Raw genomic sequence first — 23869 nt, forward strand, 5'->3', positions numbered from 1 at the left:
TTAACCATATTGTCCTGAGGTCGTTCTATCAGGCCGGTTCGAAGCGGACGACGACGGACTTGCTCGCAGGGGTGTTGCTGGTGTCCGCGGTGGAGTCGAGCGGGACCAGGACGTTGGTCTCGGGGTAGTAGGCGGCCGCGCAGCCGCGGGCGGTCGGGTAGTGCACGACGCGGAAGCCCGGCGCGCGTCGCTCGACCCCGTCCCTCCACTCGCTGACCAGGTCCGTGTACGAGCCGTCGGCCAGGCCCAGCTCCGCCGCGTCCTGCGGGTTGACCATGACGACGCGGCGCCCGCCGGTGATCCCGCGGTAACGGTCGTCGAGGCCGTAGATGGTGGTGTTGTACTGGTCGTGGCTGCGCAGGGTCTGCAGGAGCAGGCGGCCCTCGGGGACCTTCGGGTATTCCACAGGCGCGGCGGTGAAGTTGGCCTTGCCGGTCGTGGTGGGGAAGCGGCGCTCGTCGCGCGGGGCGTGCGGGAGGCGGAACCCCTCGGGGCGGGCCGCGCGGGCGTTGAAGTCCTCGAAGCCGGGGATGACGCGGGAGATCCGGTCGCGGATGGTCGCGTAGTCCCTCTCGAACTCCTCCCACGGGGTGCTGGAGGCCCGGCCGAGGACCGCACGCGCCATGCGGGCCACGATCGCGGGCTCGGAGAGCAGGTGCGGGGAGGCGGGGGTGAGGTTGCCGCGGGAGGCGTGGACCATGCCCATGGAGTCCTCGACGGTGACGAACTGCTTGCCGCTCGCCTGTACGTCCTTGTCGGTGCGGCCGAGGGTGGGCAGGATCAGGGCGCGCCGGCCGGTGACCGTGTGGGAGCGGTTGAGCTTGGTGGAGACGTGCACGGTCAGGGAGGCGCGGCGGATCGCGGCCTCGGTGACCTCGGTGTCGGGGGTGGCGCCGACGAAGTTGCCGCCCATCGCGAAGAGGACCTTGGCCTTGCCGTCGCGCAGGGCTTGGATGGAGCGGACCACGTCGTAGCCGTGCCCGCGCGGCGAGGTGATGCCGAATTCCTTGTCGAGGGCGTCGAGGAAGGCGGGTGCGGGGCGTTCGAAGATGCCCATGGTGCGGTCGCCCTGGACGTTGGAGTGGCCTCGGACGGGGCAGACGCCGGCGCCGGGGCGCCCGATGTTGCCGCGCAGCAGCAGGAGGTTGACGACCTCGCGGATGGTGGCGACGGAGTGCTTGTGCTGGGTGAGGCCCATGGCCCAGCAGACGATGGTGCGCTGCGAGGCCAGGATCATGGCCAGGGCGCGTTCGATCTCGGGCCGGGTCAGGCCGGTGGCGGTGAGGGTGTCGGCCCAGTCGGCTTCCTTGGCGGTGGCCGCGAACTCCTCGTACCCGTGGGTGTGTTCGCGGATGAACTCCTCGTCGGTGGCGCCGTCCGCTTCCAGGACCAGCTTGTTGAGGAGGCGGAAGAGGGCCTGGTCGCCGCCGATGCGGATCTGGAGGAAGAGGTCGTTCAGCGCGGTGCCCTTGAGCATGCCGAGCGGGGTCTGCGGGTTCTTGAAGCGTTCCAGGCCGGCTTCGGGCAGCGGGTTCACCGAGATGATCTTGGCGCCGGTGGACTTGGCCTTCTCCAGGGCGGAGAGCATGCGCGGGTGGTTGGTGCCCGGGTTCTGGCCGGCCACGATGATCAGGTCGGCGTGGTGGAGGTCTTCCAGGGAGACGCTGCCCTTGCCGATGCCGATGGTCTCGTTCAGTGCGGAGCCCGAGGACTCGTGGCACATGTTGGAGCAGTCGGGCAGGTTGTTGGTGCCGAACTCGCGGGCGAACAGCTGGAACAGGAACGCCGCTTCGTTGCTCGTGCGGCCGGAGGTGTAGAAGAGGGCCTCGTCGGGGGAGTCGAGGGCGGTCAGCTCCTCCGCGATGATCTCGAAGGCCCGCTCCCAGGGAACCGCCTCGTACCGGTCTGCGCCCTCCGGCAGGTACATGGGCTCGGTGATGCGGCCCTGCTGGCCCAGCCAGTAGCCGGAGCGGCCGGCGAGGTCGACCAGGGGGTGGGCGGCGAAGAAGTCGGGGGTGACCCGGCGCAGCGTGGCCTCCTCGGCGACGGCCTTGGCGCCGTTCTCGCAGAACTCGGCGGTGTGCCGCTTGTCGCCCTCCGGCCAGGCGCAGCCGGGGCAGTCGAAGCCGTCCTTCTGGTTGACCTTGAGCAGGGTGCGGGCGGTACGGGTCAGCCCCATCTGCTGCTGGGCGATCTTCAGGGTGTGCCCGATCGCGGGCAGGCCGGCGGCGGCGTGCTGGGGGGGCGCGACCTGCGGCGCGTCCTGTACGGGATCACCTGCGGGCGGCTTGGTGGCCATGTCGCTCCCCTTCGAGCAGTCGAGCATCGCAGCGGCGGCGCTGCGGGTGTGGGCGTACGACTTCGATCCTGTCACGCCCTGCGGATATCGCCGACGCCGGAATTGTCAGCGGGGCCGCCTAGGATCGGGGGCGTGGCAGAGAACGCATCGCAGAAGACCGACCAGACGACCGCAGCGGACCGCCCCCGCCTGATGCTCATGGACGGGCACTCCCTGGCGTACCGGGCGTTCTTCGCGTTGCCCGCGGAGAACTTCACGACCGCGACCGGACAGCCGACGAACGCCATCTACGGCTTCGCGTCGATGCTGGCGAACACGCTGCGCGACGAGGCGCCCACGCATTTCGCGGTGGCGTTCGACGTCTCGCGCAAGACGTGGCGCTCGACGGAGTTCCCCGAGTACAAGGCGAACCGCTCGAAGACCCCCGACGAGTTCAAGGGGCAGGTCGAGCTGATCGGCGAGCTCCTCGACGCGATGAACGTGCCGCGGTTCGCGGTCGAGGGCTTCGAGGCCGATGACGTGATCGCGACGCTGGCGACGCAGGCGGAGGCCCTCGGTTTCGAGGTGCTGATCGTCACCGGCGACCGGGACTCCTTCCAGCTGGTCTCCGAGCACACCACTGTGCTGTACCCGACCAAGGGCGTCTCGGAGCTGACCCGCTTCACCCCGGACAAGGTCGAGGAGAAGTACGGTCTCACCCCGCAGCAGTATCCGGACTTCGCGGCGCTGCGCGGCGACCCGTCCGACAACCTGCCCGGCATTCCCGGCGTCGGAGAGAAGACCGCCGCCAAGTGGATCACCCAGTTCGGGTCGTTCGCGGAGCTCGTGGAGCGGGCCGATGAGGTCAAGGGCAAGGTCGGGCAGAACTTCCGCGACCACCTGGAGGCCGTGAAGCTCAACCGGGTCCTGACCGAGATGGTCAAGGACGTCGAGCTGCCCAAGACGCCGGCCGACCTGGCCCGCTCCGCGTACGACCGGAGCGCCGTCACCGGCGTGCTGGACGTGCTGGAGATCCGCAATGCCTCGCTGCGCGAGCGGCTGCTGGCGGTGGACCCGGGTGCGGCCGAGGAAGAGGTCCTGGTTCCGGTCGCCGGTGTGGAGCTGGACGCGAGCGTGCTGGCTGCGGGCGAGCTCGCACCGTGGCTGGAGGCCCACGGGGGCGGGCCCCTCGGCATCTCCACCGTGGACAGCTGGGCGCTGGGCCAGGGCAACGTCAGCGAGATCGCGCTGGCCGCGGCCGGCGGGGCCGCCGCCTGGTTCGATCCGTCCGCACTGGACGCGGCCGACGAGCAGGCCTTCGCGGCCTGGGCCGCCGATGTGACGAAGCCCAAGGTGGTGCACAACGCCAAGGGTCTGATGAGGGTCTTCCCCGAGCACGGCTGGGCGTTGGCCGGCGTCACCATGGACACCGCGCTGGCCGCCTACCTGGTCAAGCCGGGCCGTCGTTCCTTCGCCCTGGACGTGCTGTCCATGGAGTACCTGCACCGGGAGCTGCAGCCCGCCGCGGCGGACGGCCAGCTGGCCTTCGGCGCCGACGAGACCGCCGAGGCGGAGGCCCTGATGGCGCAGGCCCGCGCCGTCCTCGACCTGGGCGACGCCTTCACCGGCAAGCTCGTCGAGGTGGGCGCCGTCGAACTGCTCCACGACATGGAGCTGCCCACCTCCGAGCTGCTGGCCCGGATGGAGCGGTCCGGCATCGCCGCCGACCGCGACCACCTGGAGGCGATGGAGCAGCAGTTCGCCGGGGCGGTGCAGCAGGCGGTGAAGGAGGCGCACGCGGCCGTCGGGCACGAGTTCAACCTCGGCTCGCCCAAGCAGCTCCAGGAGGTGTTCTTCGGCGAGCTGGACCTGCCGAAGACCAAGAAGACCAAGACCGGCTACACCACGGACGCGGACGCGCTGGCCTGGCTGGCCACCCAGACCGACCACGAACTGCCGGTGATCATGCTCCGCCACCGGGAGCAGGCCAAGCTGCGCGTCACCGTCGAGGGCCTGGTCAAGACGATCGCCGCCGACGGCCGCGTGCACACCAACTTCAGTCAGACCGTCGCCGCGACCGGACGGCTCTCCTCCACCGACCCCAACCTGCAGAACGTGCCGGTGCGCACCGATGAGGGTCGGGCCATCCGTCGCGGGTTCGTCGTCGGCGAGGGCTTCGAGTCCCTCATGACCGCCGACTACAGCCAGATCGAGCTGCGCGTCATGGCCCACCTGTCCGAGGACGAGGGCCTGATCGAGGCGTTCCTGTCCGGCGAGGACCTGCACACCACCGTCGCCTCCCAGGTTTTCGGGGTGGAGCGCTCCGCGGTCGACCCCGAGATGCGGCGCAAGATCAAGGCGATGTCGTACGGGCTCGCGTACGGGCTCTCGGCTTTCGGTCTCGCCCAGCAGCTGAACATCGAGCCCGCCGAGGCGCGCGGCCTGATGGATACCTTCTTCGAGCGGTTCGGCGGGGTCCGGGAGTACCTGGGCCGCGTGGTGGACGAGGCCCGGGCCACGGGCTACACGGCGACGATCTTCGGCCGCCGCCGGTACCTGCCCGACCTCAACAGCGATAACCGCCAGCGTCGCGAGGCCGCCGAGCGGATGGCGCTGAACGCCCCGATCCAGGGCACCGCCGCCGATATCGTCAAGGTCGCGATGCTGCGCGTGGACCGGGCGATCACCGGGGCCGGACTGAAGTCGCGGATGCTGCTCCAGGTACACGACGAAATCGTGCTGGAGATCGCCCCGGGCGAGCGGAAGCAGGTCGAGGAGCTGGTGCGCCGCGAGATGGGCGCCGCCGTCGAGCTCCGCGCCCCGCTGGACGTCTCCGTGGGTGTCGGCGCCGACTGGGAGTCCGCCGCGCACTGAGCGCCGCTCACCGCACGCCCGTCCCCGCTAAGCGAGGGGGACGGGCGTGCGCGTCTCCTCGTCCGTGCGCGTCTCCTCGTCCGTGCGGGACCGCTCGCGCCGGTGCAGGAGCCGTACGAGGGCCCCGTACAGCAGCAGGGCCACGGCGAGGCCGCCGCCCGCGCCGAAGCAGACGGTCGGGATGATGTCGAGCGGCGTACGGATCCTGTCGAAGAACGTGAAGAAGCGGAGCACGCGCATCGTCACCCCGGCCGCCACGCACACCGTGACCAGGGCGACCGCGTAAAGGATCTCCGCACGGCCGAGCACCGGCACGGACAGGGGGGCGGCGCAGTCGGGCAGCCGGCGCAGGGCCGTCACCGTGAACCAGACCAGGGCGCAGGCCGCGACCGCCGAAGAGCCGTACTGGAGGAACGAATAGAGGGGAAGGCCGAAGGCGAGCGGCTTCCCGAGCGCGGGCAGCGCGTTCGTCCCCCACCGGTCCAGGTGCGTGAAGCTGTCCCACACCACGTGCGTCAGCGAGCCGACGACCGCCGAGAGGTAGAACCAGAGCGCGAGCGAAGGCAGTCGGCGGCCTCCGCCCCGCCACCGCTCGCCGCGCACGAACGTGTGGACCCGGCCCTGCCGGTGGCGCGGCAGGAGCGCGATCAGCGGTTCGCGCAGCAGCAGCCAGCACGCCGCGAGGACGGCGGTCAGCACCGCGTCCGCGGTGAACACCCCCGGCAGCGAGTGCGTGAACGCGCCGTACGGCATGACGCCCGAGACGACGGCGTCCGCGAAGTAGAACGTGTCGGGCGCGAACGATCCGAGGACGAGCGCCGACGCGACCAGCGGCCCGCGTGCGCGGCCGGCCCGGCGGACGGCCGGCAGGACGGCAGCCGCATGGCTGAGGGTGAACGGCATGGCACCTCTTCCTTACTTCCGGGCCAGTGCGCCCCGAACGGTCCGGACAGTATGCGTGAGCTGCGCGGGAGGCGGAGAAGCCGTGCGGTCCGGACGGCGATCCGTTCAGGGGAAGGGAGTTGGCGCGGGGTCAGGCCGACGTCCAGGCGGACGGGACCCACTGCTCGGACGGTTCTCATCTCGCCCGCGCGTTGCTACGGTGCACCGACCTGACGTCCCATCAGATTCCGGAGCCCGGCATGCGCGCATTCGTCGCCGCCGCCCTCGGCCTTGCCGCCGCGCTGGCCCTCGTGTTCGCCATCACGGCGTTCGGGGTGCCGGAAGGCAAGACCTCGCCCAAGCCGCTGCTCACCACCGCGCCCGCTGCGCCCGGACAGGACTGAGGAGGCCGGCCATGCGACGCAGAGCGAGCCTCGTCCTCCTCGCCCTGGCGGTGTTCTGCGCAGCCCTCGCACCGCTGCTGCGCTGGTACGCGTACCCCCGGCTCGCCAAGATCCCGCCCAACCAGTACCAGGAGGTGGTCCTGGAGGCGAAGGACGCGACCCTCCTCGACTACACCGCCGGCATGGAACCGAAGAAGGTCGACAAGGTCACGATCATCCAGACCCTGAAGGGCAACGTGGAGGCCTCGAAGGAGATCGAGGCGAGCGCCGGCAAGGACGTCGTCGTCTGGGACACGCTGTCCTACATCACGGGCCCGGACGGCAAGATGGTCTCCCAGATACCCGAGCGCTACATCTTCGACGCCCACACCCAGGACCCGGTGCACGCCACCGGCGAGATGGTGGACGGGGACCCGGTCAAGCGCGAGGGCATCGAGTTCAAGTGGCCGTTCTTCACCGAGCCCCGCGACTACCTCTACTTCGACGCGCAGACCCGCACGGCCTCGCCCGTCCACTACGTGGGCCCGCGCAGGTACAAGGGGATGGACGTCTACTACTACGAACAGTCCGTGCCCTGGACGAAGGTCTCCCTGCCGAAGAAGATGCCGATCGAGGGCATCGACCCGGCGACGTTCGAGCAGACGACCGGCACCAGCCTCTGGTACCAGGTCAAGGCGATGTTCTGGGTCGATCCGGTCACCGGGGCGCCCGTCAACGCCGAGCAGATCATCGAGCAGGAGATGCGCGGCGGCATCGCGGCCGGCGCCCCCGACGGCAGGCTCACCGTCTTCGCCGGGCACGTCAGGATGCGCGAGGACTACGGCAAGTACACCGTCGACCTGGTCAAGTCGAACCGTACGAAGGTCCTCGCCCTGCACACCTACGCCCCGAACGGGCTCGCGACCGGCGCACTCGTCCTGTTCGGGCTGGCGCTGTGGCTGGAGGCCCGGAGCCGCCGCGGCCGGGCGGCGCAACGGCTCACCTCCTGAGGCGGGCGTTGGTGTGCCGGGTGGGCTCGGCGGTCGCCGGGTCCTGCGGCCACGGGTGCTTGGGGTAGCGACCGCGCAGTTCGGCGCGCACGGCCCGGTAGCCGCTCTGCCAGAACGAGGCCAGGTCGGCGGTCACCGCGGCGGGTCGCCCGGCCGGGGACAGCAGGTGCACCAGTACGGGCACCCCGGCCACCTTCGGGGACTCGGCCAGCCCGAACAGCTCCTGGAGCTTCACGGCCAGCACCGGCTGCCCGTGCTCGGCGCAATAGTCGAGCCGGATCCGGGAACCGCTGGGCACCTCCAACCGCTCCGGGGCCAGTTCGTCGAGGCGTGCGGCCTCGCCGGTGGCCCAGGGCAGCAACCGGTTCAGCGCCTGCCCGGCGTCGATCCGCCCGAGATCGGCCCGACGCCGGGCCCGGGACAGCTCCGGCTCCAGCCAATCGTCGGCGCGTTCCAGCAAGGCCCGGTCATCCGCCACGTCGGGCCAGGGCGCGCCGAGCGTGCGGTGCAGGAAGCCGAGCCGGTCCCGCAGTCCCCGCGCGTCCGCGGACCAGCGCAGCAGGCCGAGGCCGTCGGAGCGCAGGCCGTCGAGCAGGGCGGCCCGGACGGCCTCCGGGTCGGGATCGCGCAGGGGTCGCGAGGCCAGCTCGATCGCCCCGAGCCGGTCCGCCGCACGGGCGACCAGGTCCCCGGCTTCCCAGTGCACCTCTTCGACCGTGCCGAGCAGGTGCCCAGCGGCGGCCCGGGTGGTGTCCTCGTCGATGACGGCCGCCAGCCGGACCCGTGCGGAGGCGGAGTGCGGGGCCCGGTCGGCGACGGCGACGGCCAGCCAGGGCGCGCTGCGCAGCCGCGACCCTTCGCCGAGCTCGGCCCCGGTGCCGTTGGCCATCAGGAACGCGCCCTCGGCCCTGGCCTTCGCCACCCGCTCCGGAAACGCGAGCGCGGCGACCAGCCCGGCGGCGGCATCGTCCCCCGACGGGGTTCGGGGCGCGACCCCGGTTCCGGGTGGGGGCGGCGCGGGGGAGGGCTCCGCAGCGCGGGGAGAGGGTTCCGTGTCCGCAGAGGTGCGGGCGGGCTCCGCAGGGGCGTGGGCGGCGCGCCTGAGCCGTTCGGCCTCCGCGCGCCAGCGCGTCGCGTAGCCGTCGCCGCCCGCGCGGGCCCGCCGCCAGGCCGCGGCCAGGTCGTCCCCGTACTCCCGCGGGGGTTCTTCGCTCAGCAGCGCCACCACCTCCGCGGCCCGCCGCACCCCCAGCGTCCGCGCTCCGTCCAGCAGTGCCCGCGCCAGCCGCGGATGCAGGCCGAGCCGTGCCATCCGCAGGCCGCGCGGTGTGGGTCGGCCGGTGCGGTCCACCGCGCCCACCGCCACCAGCACCTCGCGCGCCGCCGCCATCGCCCCCGCCGGCGGCGGGTCCAGCAGTGCCAGGCCCGAGGCGTCCGGGTCGCCCCAGCACGCGGCCTGGAGCGCGAACTGCGTCAGGTCCGCGATGCGTATCTCCGGGGAGGGGAAGGCGGGCAGCCGGCCGTCCTCGGCCTCGGCCCAGCAGCGGTACACCGTCCCGGGTGCCTCGCGGCCGGCCCGGCCCGCCCGCTGGCGCCCGGCCGCGCGGGACGCCCGTACGGTCGCCAGCGCGCCCAGCCCCCGGGCATGGTCCACCCGGGGCTCGCGGGCCAGCCCGCTGTCCACGACCACCCGCACCCCGGGCACGGTCAGGCTCGACTCCGCCACGGCGGTGGAGAGGATCACCCGGCGGTGGTCGGCGGCCGTCAGCGCCGCGTCCTGGACCGCGGCCGGGGCCCGGCCGTGGACCTGGAGGACCTCCGCGTCCACTCCGCCGAGCTGCCCCGCTACCCGGGCGATCTCGCCGACGCCGGGCAGGAAGCACAGCACGTCGCCGGAGCGTTCCGCCAGGGCCCGCCGCACCACCGAGGCCACGTGCGTCAGCTGCGCCGGGTCGACCCGCATCCCGTGCGGTGGGCGCACCGGCCGGGCCGGAGGGGCCCAGACCGTCTCCACCGCGTACGAGACCCCCGCGGCCTCGACCACCGGCGCGCCGCCCAGCAGCCGGGCCCAGCCGGCGGCGTCGGTCGTCGCCGAAGCCGCCACGATCCGCAGCTCCGGGCGCAGGGTTTCCCGTACGTCCAGGAGGAAGGCGGCGACGGTGTCGGCGTCCAGGTGCCGCTCGTGGCACTCGTCCAGGACCACCACGTCGACCCCGCTCAGCTCCTGGTCCCGCTGGAGGCGCTGCAACAGCACGCCGGTGGTCACCACCTCGACCACGGTGGCCGGCCCCGCCACCCGCTCCCCGCGCACCGTGAAGCCCACCGAGCCGCCGACCTTCCCGCAGCCTTCGGCCGGGGAACCCTCCATCGCGCTCCGCTCGCCCAGCAGCCACGCCATCCGGCGCGCCGCCGCCCGGGCCGCGATCCGCCGGGGTTCGGCGACGACGACGCGGCGCCGCGGCCCGCCGCCCACCAGCCCGGCCAGGACCAGCGGCACCAGCGTGGTCTTGCCGGTGCCGGGCGGGGCGCAGAGCACGGCGGTGCCGTGGGCGTCCAGCGCCGACAGGAGCGCCGGCACGGCCTGCCGTACGGGAAGGGAGTCGAGGGCGGCCTGGCGGATCAAGGGATCAGTCCCTCTCGCACACGAAGATCGCGGTGCCGGGGATCAGGTTGCCGCGCAGCGGGGACCAGCCGCCCCACTCCTGGCTGTTCCACTCGGGCCACTCGGGCTCGACCAGGTCGATCAGCCGGAACCCGCCGGCCACCACGTCGCGGACCCGGTCGCCGATGGTGCGGTGGTGCTCGACGTACACCGCGCGGCCCTGCTCGTCCTGCTCCACGTACGGGGTCCGGTCGAAGTAGGAGGCGGCGACGGACAGCCCCTCGGGGCCCGGCTCGTCGGGGAAGGCCCAGCGGACGGGGTGGGTGACGGAGAAGACCCAGCGCCCGCCGGGACGCAGGACGCGGTGCACCTCGCGCATGACGTTGACCGGGTCGGCGACGAAGGGGACGGCCCCGTACGCGGAGCAGGCCAGGTCGAAGGAGCCGTCGCGGAAGGGGAGCCGGCCCGCGTCGGCCTCCACCAGCGGGACGTCGTCGCCGATGCGCAGGGCGTGCTGGAGCTGGCGGTGGGAGAGGTCCAGGGCCACCGGGCGGGCACCCTGGGCGGCGAGCCAGCGCGAGCACTGCGCGGCGCCCGCGCCGATCTCCAGGACGTCCTTGCCCTGGAGGGAGGGGGCCGGACCCAGCAGGGCGGCCTCCGCCTCGTCCAGGCCTTCGGGCCCCCACACGAAGCGGTCGTCGCCGAGGAACGCACCGTGCTCGCTCTGGTACTCGTCGGCGTTGCGGTCCCACCAGCCGCGGCTCGCCCGACTGCTCTCCGCATCGTCGGCGTCACGCCGGGTGGCCTCGGCGTCCTCGCCGGCGCCGCCGTCGGCTCCGTACGGTTCTTCGGGGGCGTAGTCCTCTTGGTTCATGGGGCCTGTCGTCGTAGTCTGCGGAAGAAGACGGGAAGGGCCATCGGCACCTGCCCGCCCATGAATTGTGCCGGTTGTGCGGTGATCCGCCCGGGCTGTGCGCCTTCGCGCATTGACCCTGTCCGGCTGCCCCCGTATGCTACAAGTTGCGCTGCGAGCCTGTGCTCCTCAGACCTAGCAGGCTGCGCTTGCATCTGTTGATGTCCCCTCGGTTTTCGAGGCCCGATCCGCTTGCGCGGGGTATGGGCTTCCTTGGCTGTCCGGCTTCTTCGGCAGATGCCGATAAGGGCTCCCGGCGTAGCAGTACCTACGACTTTCTGTCCGTAACCGGAGCCCTTTCCCACATGACGAGCAGCACCGAGACCACCTCTACCACTCCGCAGGTAGCGGTCAACGACATCGGTAACGAGGAAGCCTTCCTCGCCGCGATCGACGAGACGATCAAGTACTTCAACGACGGCGACATCGTCGACGGCGTCATCGTGAAGGTCGACCGGGACGAGGTCCTGCTCGACATCGGTTACAAGACCGAAGGCGTGATCCCGAGCCGTGAGCTCTCGATCAAGCACGACGTCGACCCGAACGAGGTCGTCAAGGTCGGCGACGAGATCGAGGCCCTGGTTCTCCAGAAGGAGGACAAGGAAGGCCGTCTGATCCTGTCCAAGAAGCGCGCTCAGTACGAGCGTGCCTGGGGCACGATCGAGAAGATCAAGGAAGAAGACGGCATCGTCACCGGTACCGTCATCGAGGTCGTCAAGGGTGGTCTCATCCTCGACATCGGCCTTCGTGGCTTCCTGCCGGCCTCCCTCGTCGAGATGCGTCGCGTCCGCGACCTCCAGCCCTACGTGGGCAAGGAGCTCGAGGCGAAGATCATCGAGCTGGACAAGAACCGCAACAACGTGGTCCTGTCCCGCCGCGCCTGGCTGGAGCAGACCCAGTCCGAGGTTCGCCAGACGTTCCTCACCACCCTGCAGAAGGGTCAGGTCCGCTCCGGCGTCGTTTCCTCGATCGTCAACTTCGGTGCCTTCGTGGACCTGGGTGGCGTCGACGGTCTCGTCCACGTCTCCGAGCTGTCCTGGAAGCACATCGACCACCCGTCCGAGGTCGTCGAGGTCGGTCAGGAAGTCACCGTCGAGGTCCTCGACGTGGACATGGACCGCGAGCGCGTCTCCCTGTCGCTGAAGGCGACGCAGGAGGACCCGTGGCAGCAGTTCGCCCGGACCCACCAGATCGGTCAGGTCGTCCCGGGTAAGGTCACCAAGCTGGTTCCGTTCGGTGCGTTCGTCCGCGTGGACGAGGGCATCGAGGGCCTGGTCCACATCTCCGAGCTGGCCGAGCGCCACGTGGAGATCCCGGAGCAGGTCGTCCAGGTCAACGACGAGATCTTCGTCAAGGTCATCGACATCGACCTTGAGCGTCGCCGGATCTCGCTGTCGCTGAAGCAGGCCAACGAGTCCTTCGGTGCCGACCCGGCGTCGGTCGAGTTCGACCCGACCCTGTACGGCATGGCCGCGTCCTACGACGACCAGGGCAACTACATCTACCCCGAGGGCTTCGACCCCGAGACCAACGACTGGCTCGAGGGCTACGAGACCCAGCGCGAGACCTGGGAGCGCCAGTACGCCGAGGCGCAGGTCCGCTTCGAGCAGCACCAGGCGCAGGTCATCAAGAGCCGCGAGGCCGACGAGGCCGCTGCTGCCGAGGGCGCTGCCGCCCCGGCCGCCGGTGGCAACGCCGGTGCGGGCATCTCGGGCGGTTCGTACTCCTCGGAGTCGGACGAGACCTCGGGCGCCCTGGCCTCCGACGAGGCCCTGGCCGCGCTCCGCGAGAAGCTGGCCGGCGGCCAGAGCTGATCGCAGCGCATCGCACCACGGTGTGAGCTGAGCTGAAAGGTGAGGCCCGTCCCCTCCGGGGGCGGGCCTCACTGCTGTTCCCGGACCCCGGCACCCGGCCCCCTGGCCCCCGGACCTTTGGCCGCCGGCGGTCGGCGGTCGGAGTCGCCCCCTGCCGGGATCGTGCCCGGTTCGTGTTGCGTTCCTGTGAAAGGGGCCAACTGGGGAATGGTGCAGCCGCCTTGGACGTTCTTGGCAGGGAAGACGGCGAGGAGGAGTGGTGACGGTGCTTGATCCGCGGGGTTTGTACGAATGGGACGCCAAGGGCCTGGCGGTGGCGGACCTGGCGCTCGCCCAGGACTCGGCCGGGCTGGTCATGCTCTACCACTTCGAGGGGTACATCGACGCGGGCGAGGCCGGGGAGCAGATCGTCGAGCGGCTCCTCGACACCCTGCCCCACCAGGTCGTGGCCCGGTTCGACGCGGACCGGCTGGTCGACTACCGCGCCCGGCGCCCGCTGCTGACCTTCCAGCGCGACCACTGGACCGAGTTCGAAGAACCCCGGCTGGAGCTGCACCTCGTACAGGACGCCACCGGCGCACCGTTCCTGCTGCTGGCCGGCCCCGAGCCGGACGTGGAGTGGGAGCGCTTCGCCGTCGCCGTCCGGCAGATCGTCGAACGCCTCGGGGTCCGGCTCTCGGTCAACTTCCACGGCATCCCCATGGGCGTCCCGCACACCCGGCCCGTCGGGATCACCCCGCACGGCAACCGGACCGACCTCATGCCGGGCCACCGCAGCCCGTTCGACGAGGCGCAGGTGCCGGGCAGCGCGGAATCGCTCGTCGAGTTCCGCCTCGGCCAGGCCGGGCACGACGTGTTGGGCGTCGCCGCGCACGTACCGCACTACGTCGCGCGCTCCCCGTACCCGGACGCCGCGCTGACGGTGCTGGAGGCCATCACCGCCGCGACCGGGCTGGTCCTGCCCGCGGTGGCGCACTCCCTGCGCACCGAGGCCCACCGTACCCAGACGGAGATCGACCGGCAGATCCGCGAAGGAGACGAGGAACTGGTCACGCTGGTGCAGGGCCTTGAGCACCAGTACGACGCCGCGGCCGGAGCCGAGTCGCGGGGCAACATGATCGCCGAGCCGCAGGAGATCCCGTCGGCGGACGAGATCGGCCGCGAGTTCGAGAAGTTCCTGGCGGAACGCGAGGGCGAGGGCTGACGGGCACCCACGGCCGGGGGGCACGGGCAGGTGGCCGGGGGGCCGTACGCGGGCCGGGGCGCGGGGTCTAGTCTGCTGGGCATGTTGAAGGTGGGCCTGACAGGCGGAATCGGTGCCGGCAAGAGCGAGGTCTCGCGGCTGCTGGCGGGGTACGGGGCGGTCGTCGTGGACGCCGACCGCATCGCGCGGGAGGTCGTGGAACCCGGTACGCCCGGGCTCGCCGCCGTCGTCGCGGCCTTCGGAGAGTCCGTACTGACCGCCGAGGGAGCGCTGGACCGGCCGAAGCTGGGGTCGATCGTGTTCGCCGACCCGGCGAAGCTGCAGACCCTCAACGCGATCGTGCACCCGCTGGTCGGGGCCCGGTCGGCAGAGCTGGAGGCCGCCGCAGGGCCCGACGCGATCGTGGTGCACGACGTACCGCTGCTCGCGGAGAACGGCCTGGCACCGCTGTACGACCTGGTGGTCGTCGTGGACGCCGCCCCGGGGACGCAGCTGGCCCGGCTGACCGCCCTGCGCGGCATGAGCGAGGAGGAAGCGCGGGCCCGGATGGCCGCGCAGGCCACCCGGGAGCAGCGGCTGGCGGTGGCCACGCTCGTGATCGACAACGACGGCCCGCTGGAGGCGCTGGAGCCGCAGGTGCGCAAGGTGTGGGCGGAGCTCAAGGAACGCGTGGAAGCGGCCACCGGGGCCGGCGAGGGCTGACGTGCACACGAAATAGCGGCCACGGTGCGGGGCGTTGAATGCGTGAACAGAGGGAAGGAACAGACCGTGTCCGACACCACGCCGCAGTCCGTGCCGCCGCAGCCTTCGCCGTCCGGGCCGTCCCCGGAGACGCACGTCATCGACTACCGGGCCGCCGAACAGCTGCTGGCCGCGCGCGACCCGCGCGGCGCCGTGAAGCTGCTCGACTCGGTCATAGCCGCACACCCGGAGAACACGGCGGCCCGGCTGCTGCGCGCCCGGGCCTTCTTCGCTGCCGCCCAACTGCGTCCGGCAGCGCTGGAGTTCGAACTGGTGCTGGAACGGGAGCCGGACAACGCCTTCGCGCACTTCGCGCTGGCCCGCACCCACGAGCGCTCCGGCCGGCCCGAGCAGGCGCGTAGGCACTTCCGCCTCGCCGCCGCCCTGGACCCCCAGCCGGACTACCTGGCGGCGGCCCGCTTCGAGGACTGAGCCCTACGCGAGGGCTGGGCCCCGCCCCGCGCTCGCCCCGCCGGTACGGCACTAGCCTCCGTGAGTCGGGGGCTCGTACGGGGGGACGTCCGGGCCGGGCTGGTAGTGCGGGCCCTGGTGGATGTGGTGCAGCACCACGAACAGATCGACGATCGCGAGGACCGCGACCACCGCGCAGGCGACCGCCCACCCGGGGCGGCCCACCAGGAAGAACGCGGCCGTCCCGGCAGCGGCCCACACCAACCCCCACAGACTCAGCCAGAACCGAAGCCGCAGCGGGCTGCGGGCTGTCACCGGCTCGTTTCCGGAACGCATGACCATCGCCTCACGTCCATGGTCCCACCAGCAGGGCCGGACGTCATGGGCCCAGGCGCTGCACGGTCGTCGTTCGTGCAGCTCAGCGGCCATTGTCGGTGCACCCGCCTAAACTCGACGGCAGACGAGATCCGTCTGGCCGGAGCGCAGTGGGGAAGGGGGCCGCCGTGACAGCGCACGCGTACGCCGCCCCGCACGCCCTCCTCCGCCACCCCGCCGTCTTCCTCCCCGCCCCCGTGCCCCGCGAGGCCCGCATCGCCTTCTGGTCCCCCGAGGGCGATCCCCTCCCCGAGATCCCGGCAGGGACGCCGGCTCCGCTCACCGTCGTGCGCCCGCACGGACAGGGCGTCCGCACCCGCACCGTTCCCGCCCTGACCCTCTCCGTCACCACCGCCCTGCCGCTGCTCGCCCGGGCCCCGCGGAGCGCCGTCACGCACCCCGCCACCCGGGCCTGGGGCACCGCCGCGCTCCACGCGCTGGCGCTCGTCGCCCGCGGCCGACTGCTGCCCGGACTCACCCCCGAAGGCGTCGACGCCTGGCGCGCCGGTCCGCTCGACGCCGAGGACGTCAGCCACCTCCGCGCGGTGGCCGCCGCGCTCCCGTACGAGGGGTACGCCACGCCGCTGGCCGGCCGGCGCCCGCTCCAGCTGCCCGAACCGGAGGCCCTGGTCCGGGCGTTCCTCGATGCCGTCGCCGACAGCCTGCCCCGCACTCCGGCCGCGCCCGTGGCCGCCGGGCGGCCCTTCGCCGCCCAGGAGCCGCAGCGGGTGCCCGGGATACAGGACTGGGCCGCGCAGGTCGCGGCCGGCGCCGATACCGGTGTCGGGATCTCGCTGCGGCTCGACCTATCCTCCTTCCACCTCTTCGACGCGGCGGAGGAGACGGACGGGGCGGACGAGGCGGAGCGGGTGGAGGTTCGGCGTGCGGGCGCCGCCGTCGTTCAGGTGCACAGCCTCGCCGACCCCACCCTCATCACCGACGCCGGACTGCTGTGGGCCGGTGCCGCCGCCGCCGGTTTCGGGCCGCGCGCCCGGGTCGACGCCGTGCTGGCCCTGCGTCGGGCCGCCCGGACCTGGCCGCCGCTGCTGCGCCTGCTGGACCAGCCGGTTCCCGACGTCCTCGCCCTGTCCGACCCGGAGCTCGAAGACCTGTTGGGCACGGCCGCCCCCCGGCTGGCCGCTGCCGGGGTCCTGGTCCACTGGCCGCGCGAACTGGCCCGTACGCTGTCCGCGACCGCGGTCGTACGGTCCACCGCGCCCGGTTCCGCCACCGACGGCACGGCCTTCTTCGATGCCGGACACCTCTTCGCCTTCTCCTGGGAACTCGCGTTGGGCGGCGACCGGCTCACCCTGGGGGAGATGGATGCGCTCGCGCAGGCCCACCGGCCCGTGGTGCGGCTGCGCGACCAGTGGGTACGGGTCGATCCCGAGCTGGTGCGCAAGGCGCGCAAGCGGCAATTGGGGCTGCTCGACCCGGTGGATGCGCTGGCCACCGTACTGACGGGGACGGCCGAGGTCGACGGGGAGCCGGTGGCGGCGGTCCCGGTGGGTGCGCTGGCCGCCCTGCGGGAACGGCTGACCGGCGAGCTGGCGCCGTTGCCGCAGCCCGTCGGGCTGAAGGCCACCCTGCGCGACTACCAGGCCCGCGGTCTGGCCTGGCTCGACCTGATGACCTCGCTCGGCCTCGGCGGCTGCCTCGCCGACGACATGGGTCTCGGCAAGACGGTCACCCTGATCGCACTCCACCTGCACCGGGACCGCCCCGAGCCGACGCTCGTCGTGTGCCCCGCGTCGCTGCTGGGCAACTGGCAGCGGGAGATCGAAAGGTTCGCGCCCGGAGTACCGGTGCGCCGCTTCCACGGCGGCACCCGCACCCTGGACGGGCTGGGCGGGGGATTCGTGCTCACCACGTACGGGACGATGCGCGCGAGCGCGTCGCGCCTGGCCGAACAGCCCTGGGGCATGGTCGTCGCCGACGAGGCCCAGCACGTGAAGAACCCGCACTCGGCGACCGCTAAGGCGCTGCGCACGATTCCGGCGCCGGCCCGGGTGGCCCTGACCGGTACTCCGGTGGAGAACAACCTCTCCGAGCTGTGGGCCCTGCTCGACTGGACCACGCCGGGGCTACTGGGCCCGTTGACGGCCTTCCGGGCCCGGCACGCCCGCCCAGTGGAGCACCAGACGGAGGAGGACGGGGGCAACGAGGCGGCGGTCGCCCGACTGGCCGCGCTCGTACGGCCGTTCCTGCTGCGGCGCAAGAAGTCCGATCCCGGGATCGCCCCCGAGCTGCCGCCGAAGACCGAGACCGACCACCCGGTCTCGCTTACCCGCGAACAGGCCTCGCTCTACCAGGCCGCGGTGGACGAGGCGATGGCCGTGATCGAGGCGAGCGAGGGCATCGAGCGACGCGGCATGATCATGAAGCTGCTGGCCTCGCTCAAGCAGATCTGCAACCACCCCGCGCAGTACCTGAAGGAGGAAGAACCCCGGATCCCGCACCGTTCGGGCAAGCTGGCCCTGCTCGACGAGCTGCTGGACACGATCCTCGCGGAGGGCGGCTCGGTGCTGGTCTTCACCCAGTACGTGACGATGGCCCGGATCATCGAGCGACACCTGTCGAGCCGGGGGATCTCCCACCAGCTACTGCACGGAGGGACGCCGGTGGCGCGCCGGGAGCAGCTCGTGGACCGTTTCCAGTCCGGTGAGGTCCCGGTCTTCCTGCTCTCCCTGAAGGCTGCGGGCACGGGGCTGAACCTCACGCGGGCCGGCCACGTCGTCCACTTCGACCGCTGGTGGAACCCGGCCGTGGAGGAGCAGGCCACCGACCGCGCCTACCGGATCGGCCAGACCCAGCCCGTCCAGGTCCACCGGATCATCGCCGAGGGCACCGTGGAGGACCGGATAGCCGAGATGTTGGAGGCGAAGCGGGCCCTGGCCGATGCCGTACTCGGTTCGGGGGAGTCGGCGCTGACCGAGCTGACCGACCGCGAGCTGGCCGACCTCGTCTCCCTGCGGAGGCCCGCGTGATCACCGCGCGGGACGACCGCCGCCGCACCTTCGAGACCGTGCCCGCGGGGGCGGAGGCCGTCAGCTGGTGGGGCCGGGCCTGGGTGTCGGCACTTGAGGAAGCCTCCCGCGACCCGGCCCGTCTGGCTCGGGGCCGCGCGTACGCAGCCGAGGGCCACGTCGACGCGGTCACGATCACCCCGGGCAGGATCGTGGCGTACGTGCGGGGCAGTCGGCCCCGCCCGTACCGGACGGAGCTGGCGCTCAGTGCCTTCACGGACGCCGAGTGGAGCGAACTCCTGGAGGCGGTGGCGGCCGACCCGACGGCGCTGGCGCGTCTGCTGGAGCGGGAGGTCCCGCAGTCCCTGGCGGAGACGATCCTGCCCGGTGCGGGCGAGCTCGTCCCCCGCTGCTCGTGCCCGGACGTCGCGCGTCCGCCGTGCAAGCACGCCGCAGCCCTCTGCTACCGGGCGGCCCGCCTCCTCGACGAGGACCCGTTCGTCCTGCTGCTGGTGCGCGGCCGTGGCGAGCGCGAGCTGCTCGACGAGCTGACCCGCCGCAATGCCGCCCACGCCGCACGTGAACAGCCCGACGCCGCACCGGACTTCCCCGGGGTCCCGGCGCGTGCCGCGCTGGCCCGGACCACGCTGCCGCCGCTGCCGGCCCCGTCGGCCGGCCCCGCCGCCGTGGGCCTCCCGCCGGCCTATCCGGCCGATCCGGCCGCCCCGGACCCGCTGGCCCTGGACCAGCTCGCCACGGACGCCGCCGTTCGCGCCCTCGCACTGCTCACCACCGGCGAGGACCCCATCGCCGGCCTCACCCTCTGGCAGGACTCCGTCCGCCTGGCCTCCGCCCACCACACGGCCGGTCTGACCGGTGCGGCCCGTACGCTCTACCGCGACCTGGCCCGTGCCACCGGCCGTACCACCACCGACCTGGCGCGGGCCGCTGCGGCCTGGCGCCAGGGCGGCCCGGCAGGGTTGGCCGCCCTCGAAGACCCGTGGGACCCGCCGGCGGGACCGTTCGACCGGGCCCGCCCGGCCCTGCTCGCCGCTTCCTGCGGTGCTTTCCGCCCCGACCGCAACCGCCTCACGGCGGACACCCGCCAGCTCCGGCTGGGCCGCGACGGGCTCTGGTACGCCTACGAGACCCGGCCGGACACCGAGGACTGGTGGCCCACGGGCACCCCTTGCGCGGACCCGGTCACCGCGCTCCGCCACTGACCTGGGCCGCCCAGCGGGTCAGGGTGGTGAAGTCACGGTCGCGCAGGCCCCGGCGGGGGTGGATGCGCAGGAGCAGGGCCGGGGTCGGGTGGTGGGCCGCGATCCAGGCACGGTCGCGGGGGGTGATCATGTCGTCGACCCAGGCGAAGGGGCGGCCGGCGGTCCAGTCGAGGAGCGGACGGGTCTTCCAGGAGAGGCCGTCCGGGTCGCGGGCGAAGAGTTCCGGCCACTCGATGACGGGGAGATCGCCGGGGAGTCCGATGTGCGGGGCGATCAATGTGTTGGCCTGGTGCATCCAGGTGGTGGCCCACGCGAGTTCATAGGGCAGGGCCAGCAGGCGGGCACCGTGCCCGGGGTGCAGCCGGACCCGCAGGCCGCGCCGCACACCGCGCGCATCGGGGCGCTGACGGGACATCCAGAGCGCCGGACGCATGCGGTGACTGGTGTATCCGCGCAGCCCGGCGAGACGGGACCGGAAGGGGTTGAGGGGGCCGTCCACGTCCAGGAGCAGCAGCGGGCGTTCCGTCATGGAGTAGCACTACCCAGCACACGATGGAGTGAAATGCCTACCGGCGATATAACCCGAATGGGTTTACCGCGTTGTTTCCCGTGCGGGTGCAGCACCCGTGAACTCCTCCGGAAGGCAGGGAAACTGATGCGTCACAGTCGTCGGAATGGCGTGATCGCGGCGGTGGTTGCGGGAGGTGGGCTGGCGGTCGCCGGTGTCAGCGGTTTCGCCTACGCGGACGCGGACGCGGGCGGGAAGGCCGAAGGTTCGCCGGGCCTGCTGTCCGGGAACCTGGTGCAGCTGCCGGTGCACACGCCGGTGAACGTGTGCGGCAACACCGTGAGCGTCGTCGGCCTGCTCAATCCGGCTGCGGGGAACCGCTGTGCGAACGCGGTTGGTGGCGACGGGCGTCTAAGGCCGGCATCCGCGCATCCGGCGAACCCCGGGGTCGGGCAGACGGGTGTGAACGGCGGGGGAGCGCGTGCGGAGGGGCACGGAAAAGATTCGGCCGGGCTGTTGTCCGGCAACGGGATCCAGCTTCCGGTCGACGTCCCGGTCAACGTCAGCGGCAACGCGGTCAGCGTCGTCGGGGTCGGCAACAGCGTCGTCGGCAACACCTCCGTCAACGGCGAGGTGCCCAGCGGAGCCAAGCCGCCCAAGCCGCTCCAGCCGGTCCAGCCGCCCAAGCCGGTCCAACCGCCCCAGCCGGTCCGCCCGCCTGCCGTCGCTCTCCCCGTCACCCCGCCCGCGCCGCCGCACCACGGCCCCGCGCTCGCCCACACCGGGGCCGACGGCGCCGGCTACCTGCTGCCCGGCGGCGGAGCCCTGCTGCTGGGCGGGGTGCTGCTCTACCGCCGCTTCCGTCTCCGGTAGTCCGCCAGGACTACGGCTCGGGGGCCGGTGCGGGCGAAGCCGCGCGCCAGGCGTCCAGGATCGCGTCGATCCGCGGCGCCAGCCGGGCCCGGGCCGCGAACCGCGGGACGCCCGCCATCAGCAGGGCGTCGTACTCGGTGTCGGCGTGCCGGACCGCCGCGCGCACGGCCACCGACACCGCCTGCTCGTCCAGGGCCCGACCGGCTGCGGTCCGGCCCACCCGGCCGCTGCCGCGCACCGAGGCATGGCTGGCTATCGCCGTCGCACGCTCGGGCGGACACCCGGGGAATAGTCGCAGGATCTCCTCGGCGAAGGCCGCAGTGAACCGGGTGTCCTCGGCCGCCCGACGCTGCCGGTCGCGCTCCCGGCGGCGGGCCCGTGCCTCGGCGTCCGCAAGGCAGGCGCGCTCCGCGCGGGCCAGGGCGGGATCCTCGACGAGGAGTCCCTGGCGCTCGTAGCGACGGCGCCGTTTGTTGAAGCGGACGACGACGGCGGAGAGCGAACTGGCCTCACGAGCCCGGCGGGTGAGCGCGGCATCCCCGCGCGCCAGGTAGACCAGGTGCCCGAGGTCGGCGCAGTCCAGGCAGCGGGGCACACCGGCCTCGCGGACGAGATGCCGCAGTGGCCCCTGGCGGCACTGCGCGCAGTGGATCTGCTTCGGCGACTCGAACACCACGAGGCTCATGACCATGTGATACCGCCGTCCGGTCCGCTTATCACCTTGTAAAAAAAGCCGTTTGAGGTTTGGTCACCTCTCCCTGGATGTCCGGTCGTCCCCTTACGGTGGGGGCGACGGGGCTGCGGTAGGGCCGTGATGCCCGCGCTAGGAGGGGCACATGGGTGGACGGCAGGCGACGACGGTACGCATCGCGAGAGAGGCGGAGGACGCTGACGACCTCGCAGGGCGGGAGGTCGTCATAGAGCCCGGAGGCTGCACCGGCTGGCACTTCCACCGGGTTCCGCTGATCGCTCTGGTCAAGGCGGGGACGCTGACGCGGATCCTGCACGACAACTCCGTCGTCGTGCACCGGCCCGGTACCAGCTTCGTCGAGCCGCCCGGCATCGAGCACCTCCACCTCGGCCGCAACCTCGGCGCCGTACCGGTCGTGCTGTACGTGACCTGCACGCTCGCCGAGGGCGAGGCCTTCTCCATACCCACCGCCGCCCCGCCCGGCGCCGCACCGTGCGCATGCCCGGGGCGGTTGCCCGAGCCGACTGCCATGAGTCGCTCCGCGTGAACCCGCCCGCGTAACCGCCCGCGTGGATCCGGCCCGCTCTAGACCAAGCGGCGTATCTCCCCGCGCACCCGGTAGAAGCCACCCGAGGCCGCGTGCAGACCGTCCACCACGTAACGGGCCCCGGGCTCCCGGATCCCGCGCGGGAACTGCACGTTCCACGAGGGCTCGAAGCCACCCGACACGACCTGCACCCGTATCCGGCCGCCCTGCTGGACGCACTCCACCACCACGCCGTCCGCCGGCGCGGCCGTCACCGAAACGGTCGCCACCGCCGCGGCGGAGGCCGCCGGGGTGAACACCGGCAGTGCCGCCGCCGACTTCACGTCCACCGCGGTCGGTACCGAGCCCTGCTGGGCCGCGAGGATCGCCTCCTCGCTCGCGTCCATGCAGATCAGGGATCCGTCCGTGGTGACCAGGTACAGCCGCTCCGCGAGGTACTGCATGGACAGGGCAGAACCACCGCCGGTGCCCAGCTTCCACAACCGCCGGCCGTCGGCGTCGAAGCAGTACACCGAGGACGAGTAGTCGGCGGCGAACACGTGCCGGCCGTCCGGCGAAGTCGCGCACGCGTACACGGCGGCGTCGCACTGGTACGAGGCCTCCACCGCGCCCGTCGCCTTCGCCAGCCGCTGCACGGTGTGGCGCCCCGTACCGGCGTAGACCGTGTGGTCCTCCTGCCAGCCGAAGAGCACCGAGCCGTTGGTCGGCGTGTGCCACAACTGGGCTCCGCCCGAGGCCGCGTACGCCGTCACCCCCTGGCTGTGGCCGTGGTAGACCGCCTGCTCGTCCGCCCGGACCATCCACGCGTTGGAGCCCACCGACCGCCGCGACCACTGGAACTCGTCCTCGTGGTCGATGACCGTCAGTCCGCCGCTGCGGTCGGACACGCTCAGCACGCCCTCGTGGATGTCGAGCCAGAAGATGTCCACGTCCGCCGCGATGTCGTACGCGCCGAAGGGCACCTTCGACGACAGGTCGTACACCGTGCCGTCGTCGCAGCCCGCGTACATCCAGAACTCGTCCGCCACCAGGCACTTGACCCCGTCCGGCAGCGAGTACCGGGCCAGCACCTCGCCCCCGTGGCTCAGCGTGTAGACGTCCCCCGCCTGGTTCCCCACCCAGCAGCGGTCCTCGTCCACGTGGATCCCGAAGGCGGAGGAGCCGGTGCGGAACCGCCACAGTACCGGAGCGACCGCCCGCGCGGTCGAGGGCGCGGACGTGACCTGCCGACGGGTCACCGACCGGGCGACGCGCTGTCCGGGCACCGCCGGCGCGTACCCCTTGCGGACCTTCTCCCCGATCTTCTTGGCCGCCGCGGCCCTGGCCTTCTCGACCGTCGGGAACGACGAGCACTGCACCTGGCCGTCCGAGCCGATGCGCCCGTACCGCACCGAGACGGCCGTGCCGTCCACGGTCACCTCGTAGAACTTGTGTGCTCCGCCGCCGTCCTGCGACAGTTCCAGATACGTCGTCTCGCGAGCCATGACAGACCCCTCCCCAAGGCCGGGCCAACGGCTCTTTCCCGCCGTGATCCCTCGTGAAAAACGCTACGGCCCACCACTGACAATGGGGCC

19 protein-coding genes are annotated in these 23869 nt (G+C 72.4%); 11 read left to right on the forward strand and 8 right to left on the reverse strand.

Features of this window, described 5'->3' with window-relative positions; genetic code table 11:
• Positions 1-28: 28 nt before the first annotated feature.
• Positions 29-2299: an FdhF/YdeP family oxidoreductase gene (locus ABZZ20_RS28440; RefSeq protein ID WP_356874407.1), complete on the reverse strand. Its 2271-nt coding sequence runs from the start codon at positions 2297-2299 to the stop codon at positions 29-31.
• A gap of 132 nt (positions 2300-2431) precedes the next feature.
• Here ABZZ20_RS28440 and polA point away from each other — a divergent pair, with 132 nt between their 5' ends.
• A complete protein-coding gene (gene polA / locus ABZZ20_RS28445; RefSeq protein WP_356874355.1) occupies positions 2432-5152 on the forward strand; it encodes a DNA polymerase I in 2721 nt (906 codons plus the stop codon).
• Between the two features lie 27 nt (positions 5153-5179).
• Here the strand turns inward: polA and ABZZ20_RS28450 are convergent, their stop codons facing one another.
• Positions 5180-6055: a DUF4184 family protein gene (locus tag ABZZ20_RS28450; protein WP_356874357.1), complete on the reverse strand. Its 876-nt coding sequence runs from the start codon at positions 6053-6055 to the stop codon at positions 5180-5182.
• 239 nt (positions 6056-6294) lie between these two features.
• Here ABZZ20_RS28450 and ABZZ20_RS28455 point away from each other — a divergent pair, with 239 nt between their 5' ends.
• Both ABZZ20_RS28455 and ABZZ20_RS28460 read left to right on the forward strand, forming a co-directional pair.
• Entirely contained in the window at positions 6295-6438 is a 144-nt protein-coding gene (locus ABZZ20_RS28455) for an SPW_0924 family protein (RefSeq protein WP_356874359.1), read from the forward strand.
• Between the two features lie 11 nt (positions 6439-6449).
• Positions 6450-7427, forward strand: a complete 978-nt coding sequence (locus ABZZ20_RS28460) for a DUF3068 domain-containing protein (RefSeq protein WP_356874361.1) — start codon at positions 6450-6452, stop codon at positions 7425-7427.
• On the opposite strand, the gene hrpB is transcribed toward ABZZ20_RS28460, so the two are convergent.
• Both hrpB and ABZZ20_RS28470 read right to left on the reverse strand, forming a co-directional pair.
• Positions 7417-10050: an ATP-dependent helicase HrpB gene (gene hrpB, locus ABZZ20_RS28465; protein ID WP_356874363.1), complete on the reverse strand. Its 2634-nt coding sequence runs from the start codon at positions 10048-10050 to the stop codon at positions 7417-7419. The genes ABZZ20_RS28460 and hrpB overlap by 11 nt on opposite strands.
• A gap of 4 nt (positions 10051-10054) precedes the next feature.
• Positions 10055-10903 (reverse strand): class I SAM-dependent methyltransferase, encoded by an 849-nt coding sequence (locus ABZZ20_RS28470; protein ID WP_356874365.1) that lies wholly within the window; start codon positions 10901-10903, stop codon positions 10055-10057.
• Between the two features lie 344 nt (positions 10904-11247).
• On the opposite strand from ABZZ20_RS28470, the gene rpsA reads away from it, so the two are divergent.
• From rpsA to ABZZ20_RS28490, 4 genes are all read left to right on the forward strand, one after another.
• The gene (gene rpsA / locus ABZZ20_RS28475) at positions 11248-12756 is read left to right on the forward strand and encodes a 30S ribosomal protein S1 (protein ID WP_030292147.1); all 1509 of its coding nucleotides are present in this window, start codon (positions 11248-11250) and stop codon (positions 12754-12756) included.
• Positions 12757-13021: 265 nt separating this feature from the next.
• Entirely contained in the window at positions 13022-13960 is a 939-nt protein-coding gene (locus ABZZ20_RS28480; RefSeq protein ID WP_356874409.1) for a PAC2 family protein, read from the forward strand.
• An 81-nt stretch (positions 13961-14041) separates the two neighbouring features.
• Positions 14042-14662, forward strand: a complete 621-nt coding sequence (coaE, locus tag ABZZ20_RS28485; protein WP_356874367.1) for a dephospho-CoA kinase — start codon at positions 14042-14044, stop codon at positions 14660-14662.
• 90 nt (positions 14663-14752) lie between these two features.
• Positions 14753-15133 (forward strand): tetratricopeptide repeat protein, encoded by a 381-nt coding sequence (locus tag ABZZ20_RS28490; protein WP_356874411.1) that lies wholly within the window; start codon positions 14753-14755, stop codon positions 15131-15133.
• A gap of 51 nt (positions 15134-15184) precedes the next feature.
• Here ABZZ20_RS28490 and ABZZ20_RS28495 read toward each other — a convergent pair whose 3' ends face one another.
• Positions 15185-15448, reverse strand: a complete 264-nt coding sequence (locus ABZZ20_RS28495; RefSeq protein ID WP_356874369.1) for a DUF6343 family protein — start codon at positions 15446-15448, stop codon at positions 15185-15187.
• Between the two features lie 167 nt (positions 15449-15615).
• Between ABZZ20_RS28495 and ABZZ20_RS28500 the strand changes: the two genes are divergently transcribed.
• Together ABZZ20_RS28500 and ABZZ20_RS28505 are read left to right on the forward strand one after the other, a co-directional pair.
• Positions 15616-18474 (forward strand): DEAD/DEAH box helicase, encoded by a 2859-nt coding sequence (locus ABZZ20_RS28500; RefSeq protein ID WP_356874371.1) that lies wholly within the window; start codon positions 15616-15618, stop codon positions 18472-18474.
• Complete coding sequence (locus tag ABZZ20_RS28505; RefSeq protein WP_356874373.1) at positions 18471-19676, forward strand: SWIM zinc finger family protein; 1206 nt, start codon at positions 18471-18473, stop codon at positions 19674-19676. Before ABZZ20_RS28500 ends, ABZZ20_RS28505 begins: the two co-directional genes overlap by 4 nt.
• Here ABZZ20_RS28505 and ABZZ20_RS28510 read toward each other — a convergent pair.
• Positions 19657-20205 carry a hypothetical protein gene (locus ABZZ20_RS28510; RefSeq protein ID WP_356874375.1) on the reverse strand — a complete coding sequence of 183 codons (549 nt, stop codon included), beginning with the start codon at positions 20203-20205 and terminating at the stop codon, positions 19657-19659. The two genes, ABZZ20_RS28505 and ABZZ20_RS28510, sit on opposite strands and share 20 nt — an antisense overlap.
• A 126-nt stretch (positions 20206-20331) precedes the next feature.
• Here ABZZ20_RS28510 and ABZZ20_RS28515 point away from each other — a divergent pair, with 126 nt between their 5' ends.
• Complete coding sequence (locus ABZZ20_RS28515; protein WP_356874377.1) at positions 20332-21057, forward strand: chaplin; 726 nt, start codon at positions 20332-20334, stop codon at positions 21055-21057.
• 10 nt (positions 21058-21067) lie between these two features.
• On the opposite strand, the gene ABZZ20_RS28520 is transcribed toward ABZZ20_RS28515, so the two are convergent.
• Positions 21068-21742 carry a DUF2293 domain-containing protein gene (locus tag ABZZ20_RS28520; RefSeq protein ID WP_356874379.1) on the reverse strand — a complete coding sequence of 225 codons (675 nt, stop codon included), beginning with the start codon at positions 21740-21742 and terminating at the stop codon, positions 21068-21070.
• A gap of 151 nt (positions 21743-21893) precedes the next feature.
• Between ABZZ20_RS28520 and ABZZ20_RS28525 the strand changes: the two genes are divergently transcribed.
• Entirely contained in the window at positions 21894-22295 is a 402-nt protein-coding gene (locus ABZZ20_RS28525) for a cupin domain-containing protein (protein WP_356874381.1), read from the forward strand.
• Between the two features lie 38 nt (positions 22296-22333).
• Here the strand turns inward: ABZZ20_RS28525 and ABZZ20_RS28530 are convergent, their stop codons facing one another.
• Positions 22334-23779, reverse strand: a complete 1446-nt coding sequence (locus tag ABZZ20_RS28530) for a WGR domain-containing protein (protein ID WP_356874383.1) — start codon at positions 23777-23779, stop codon at positions 22334-22336.
• Between the last annotated feature and the right edge of the window lie 90 nt (positions 23780-23869).

This window comes from Streptomyces sp. NPDC006430 (assembly GCF_040612395.1).
Classification (GTDB): Bacteria; Actinomycetota; Actinomycetes; order Streptomycetales; family Streptomycetaceae; genus Streptomyces.

Bases quoted from the DNA above. Each gene is read 5' to 3' on its own strand.
- ABZZ20_RS28440 (WP_356874407.1), bottom strand. From the start codon at position 2,299: ATGGCCACCAAGCCGCCCGCAGGTGATCCCGTACAGGACGCGCCGCAG.
- ABZZ20_RS28450 (WP_356874357.1), bottom strand. From the start codon at position 6,055: ATGCCGTTCACCCTCAGCCATGCGGCTGCCGTCCTGCCGGCCGTCCGC.
- ABZZ20_RS28455 (WP_356874359.1), top strand. From the start codon at position 6,295: ATGCGCGCATTCGTCGCCGCCGCCCTCGGCCTTGCCGCCGCGCTGGCC.
- ABZZ20_RS28460 (WP_356874361.1), top strand. From the start codon at position 6,450: ATGCGACGCAGAGCGAGCCTCGTCCTCCTCGCCCTGGCGGTGTTCTGC.
- ABZZ20_RS28470 (WP_356874365.1), bottom strand. From the start codon at position 10,903: ATGAACCAAGAGGACTACGCCCCCGAAGAACCGTACGGAGCCGACGGC.
- rpsA (WP_030292147.1), top strand. From the start codon at position 11,248: ATGACGAGCAGCACCGAGACCACCTCTACCACTCCGCAGGTAGCGGTC.
- coaE (WP_356874367.1), top strand. From the start codon at position 14,042: ATGTTGAAGGTGGGCCTGACAGGCGGAATCGGTGCCGGCAAGAGCGAG.
- ABZZ20_RS28495 (WP_356874369.1), bottom strand. From the start codon at position 15,448: ATGCGTTCCGGAAACGAGCCGGTGACAGCCCGCAGCCCGCTGCGGCTT.
- ABZZ20_RS28510 (WP_356874375.1), bottom strand. From the start codon at position 20,205: ATGACGGAACGCCCGCTGCTGCTCCTGGACGTGGACGGCCCCCTCAAC.
- ABZZ20_RS28515 (WP_356874377.1), top strand. From the start codon at position 20,332: ATGCGTCACAGTCGTCGGAATGGCGTGATCGCGGCGGTGGTTGCGGGA.
- ABZZ20_RS28520 (WP_356874379.1), bottom strand. From the start codon at position 21,742: ATGAGCCTCGTGGTGTTCGAGTCGCCGAAGCAGATCCACTGCGCGCAG.
- ABZZ20_RS28525 (WP_356874381.1), top strand. From the start codon at position 21,894: ATGGGTGGACGGCAGGCGACGACGGTACGCATCGCGAGAGAGGCGGAG.
- ABZZ20_RS28530 (WP_356874383.1), bottom strand. From the start codon at position 23,779: ATGGCTCGCGAGACGACGTATCTGGAACTGTCGCAGGACGGCGGCGGA.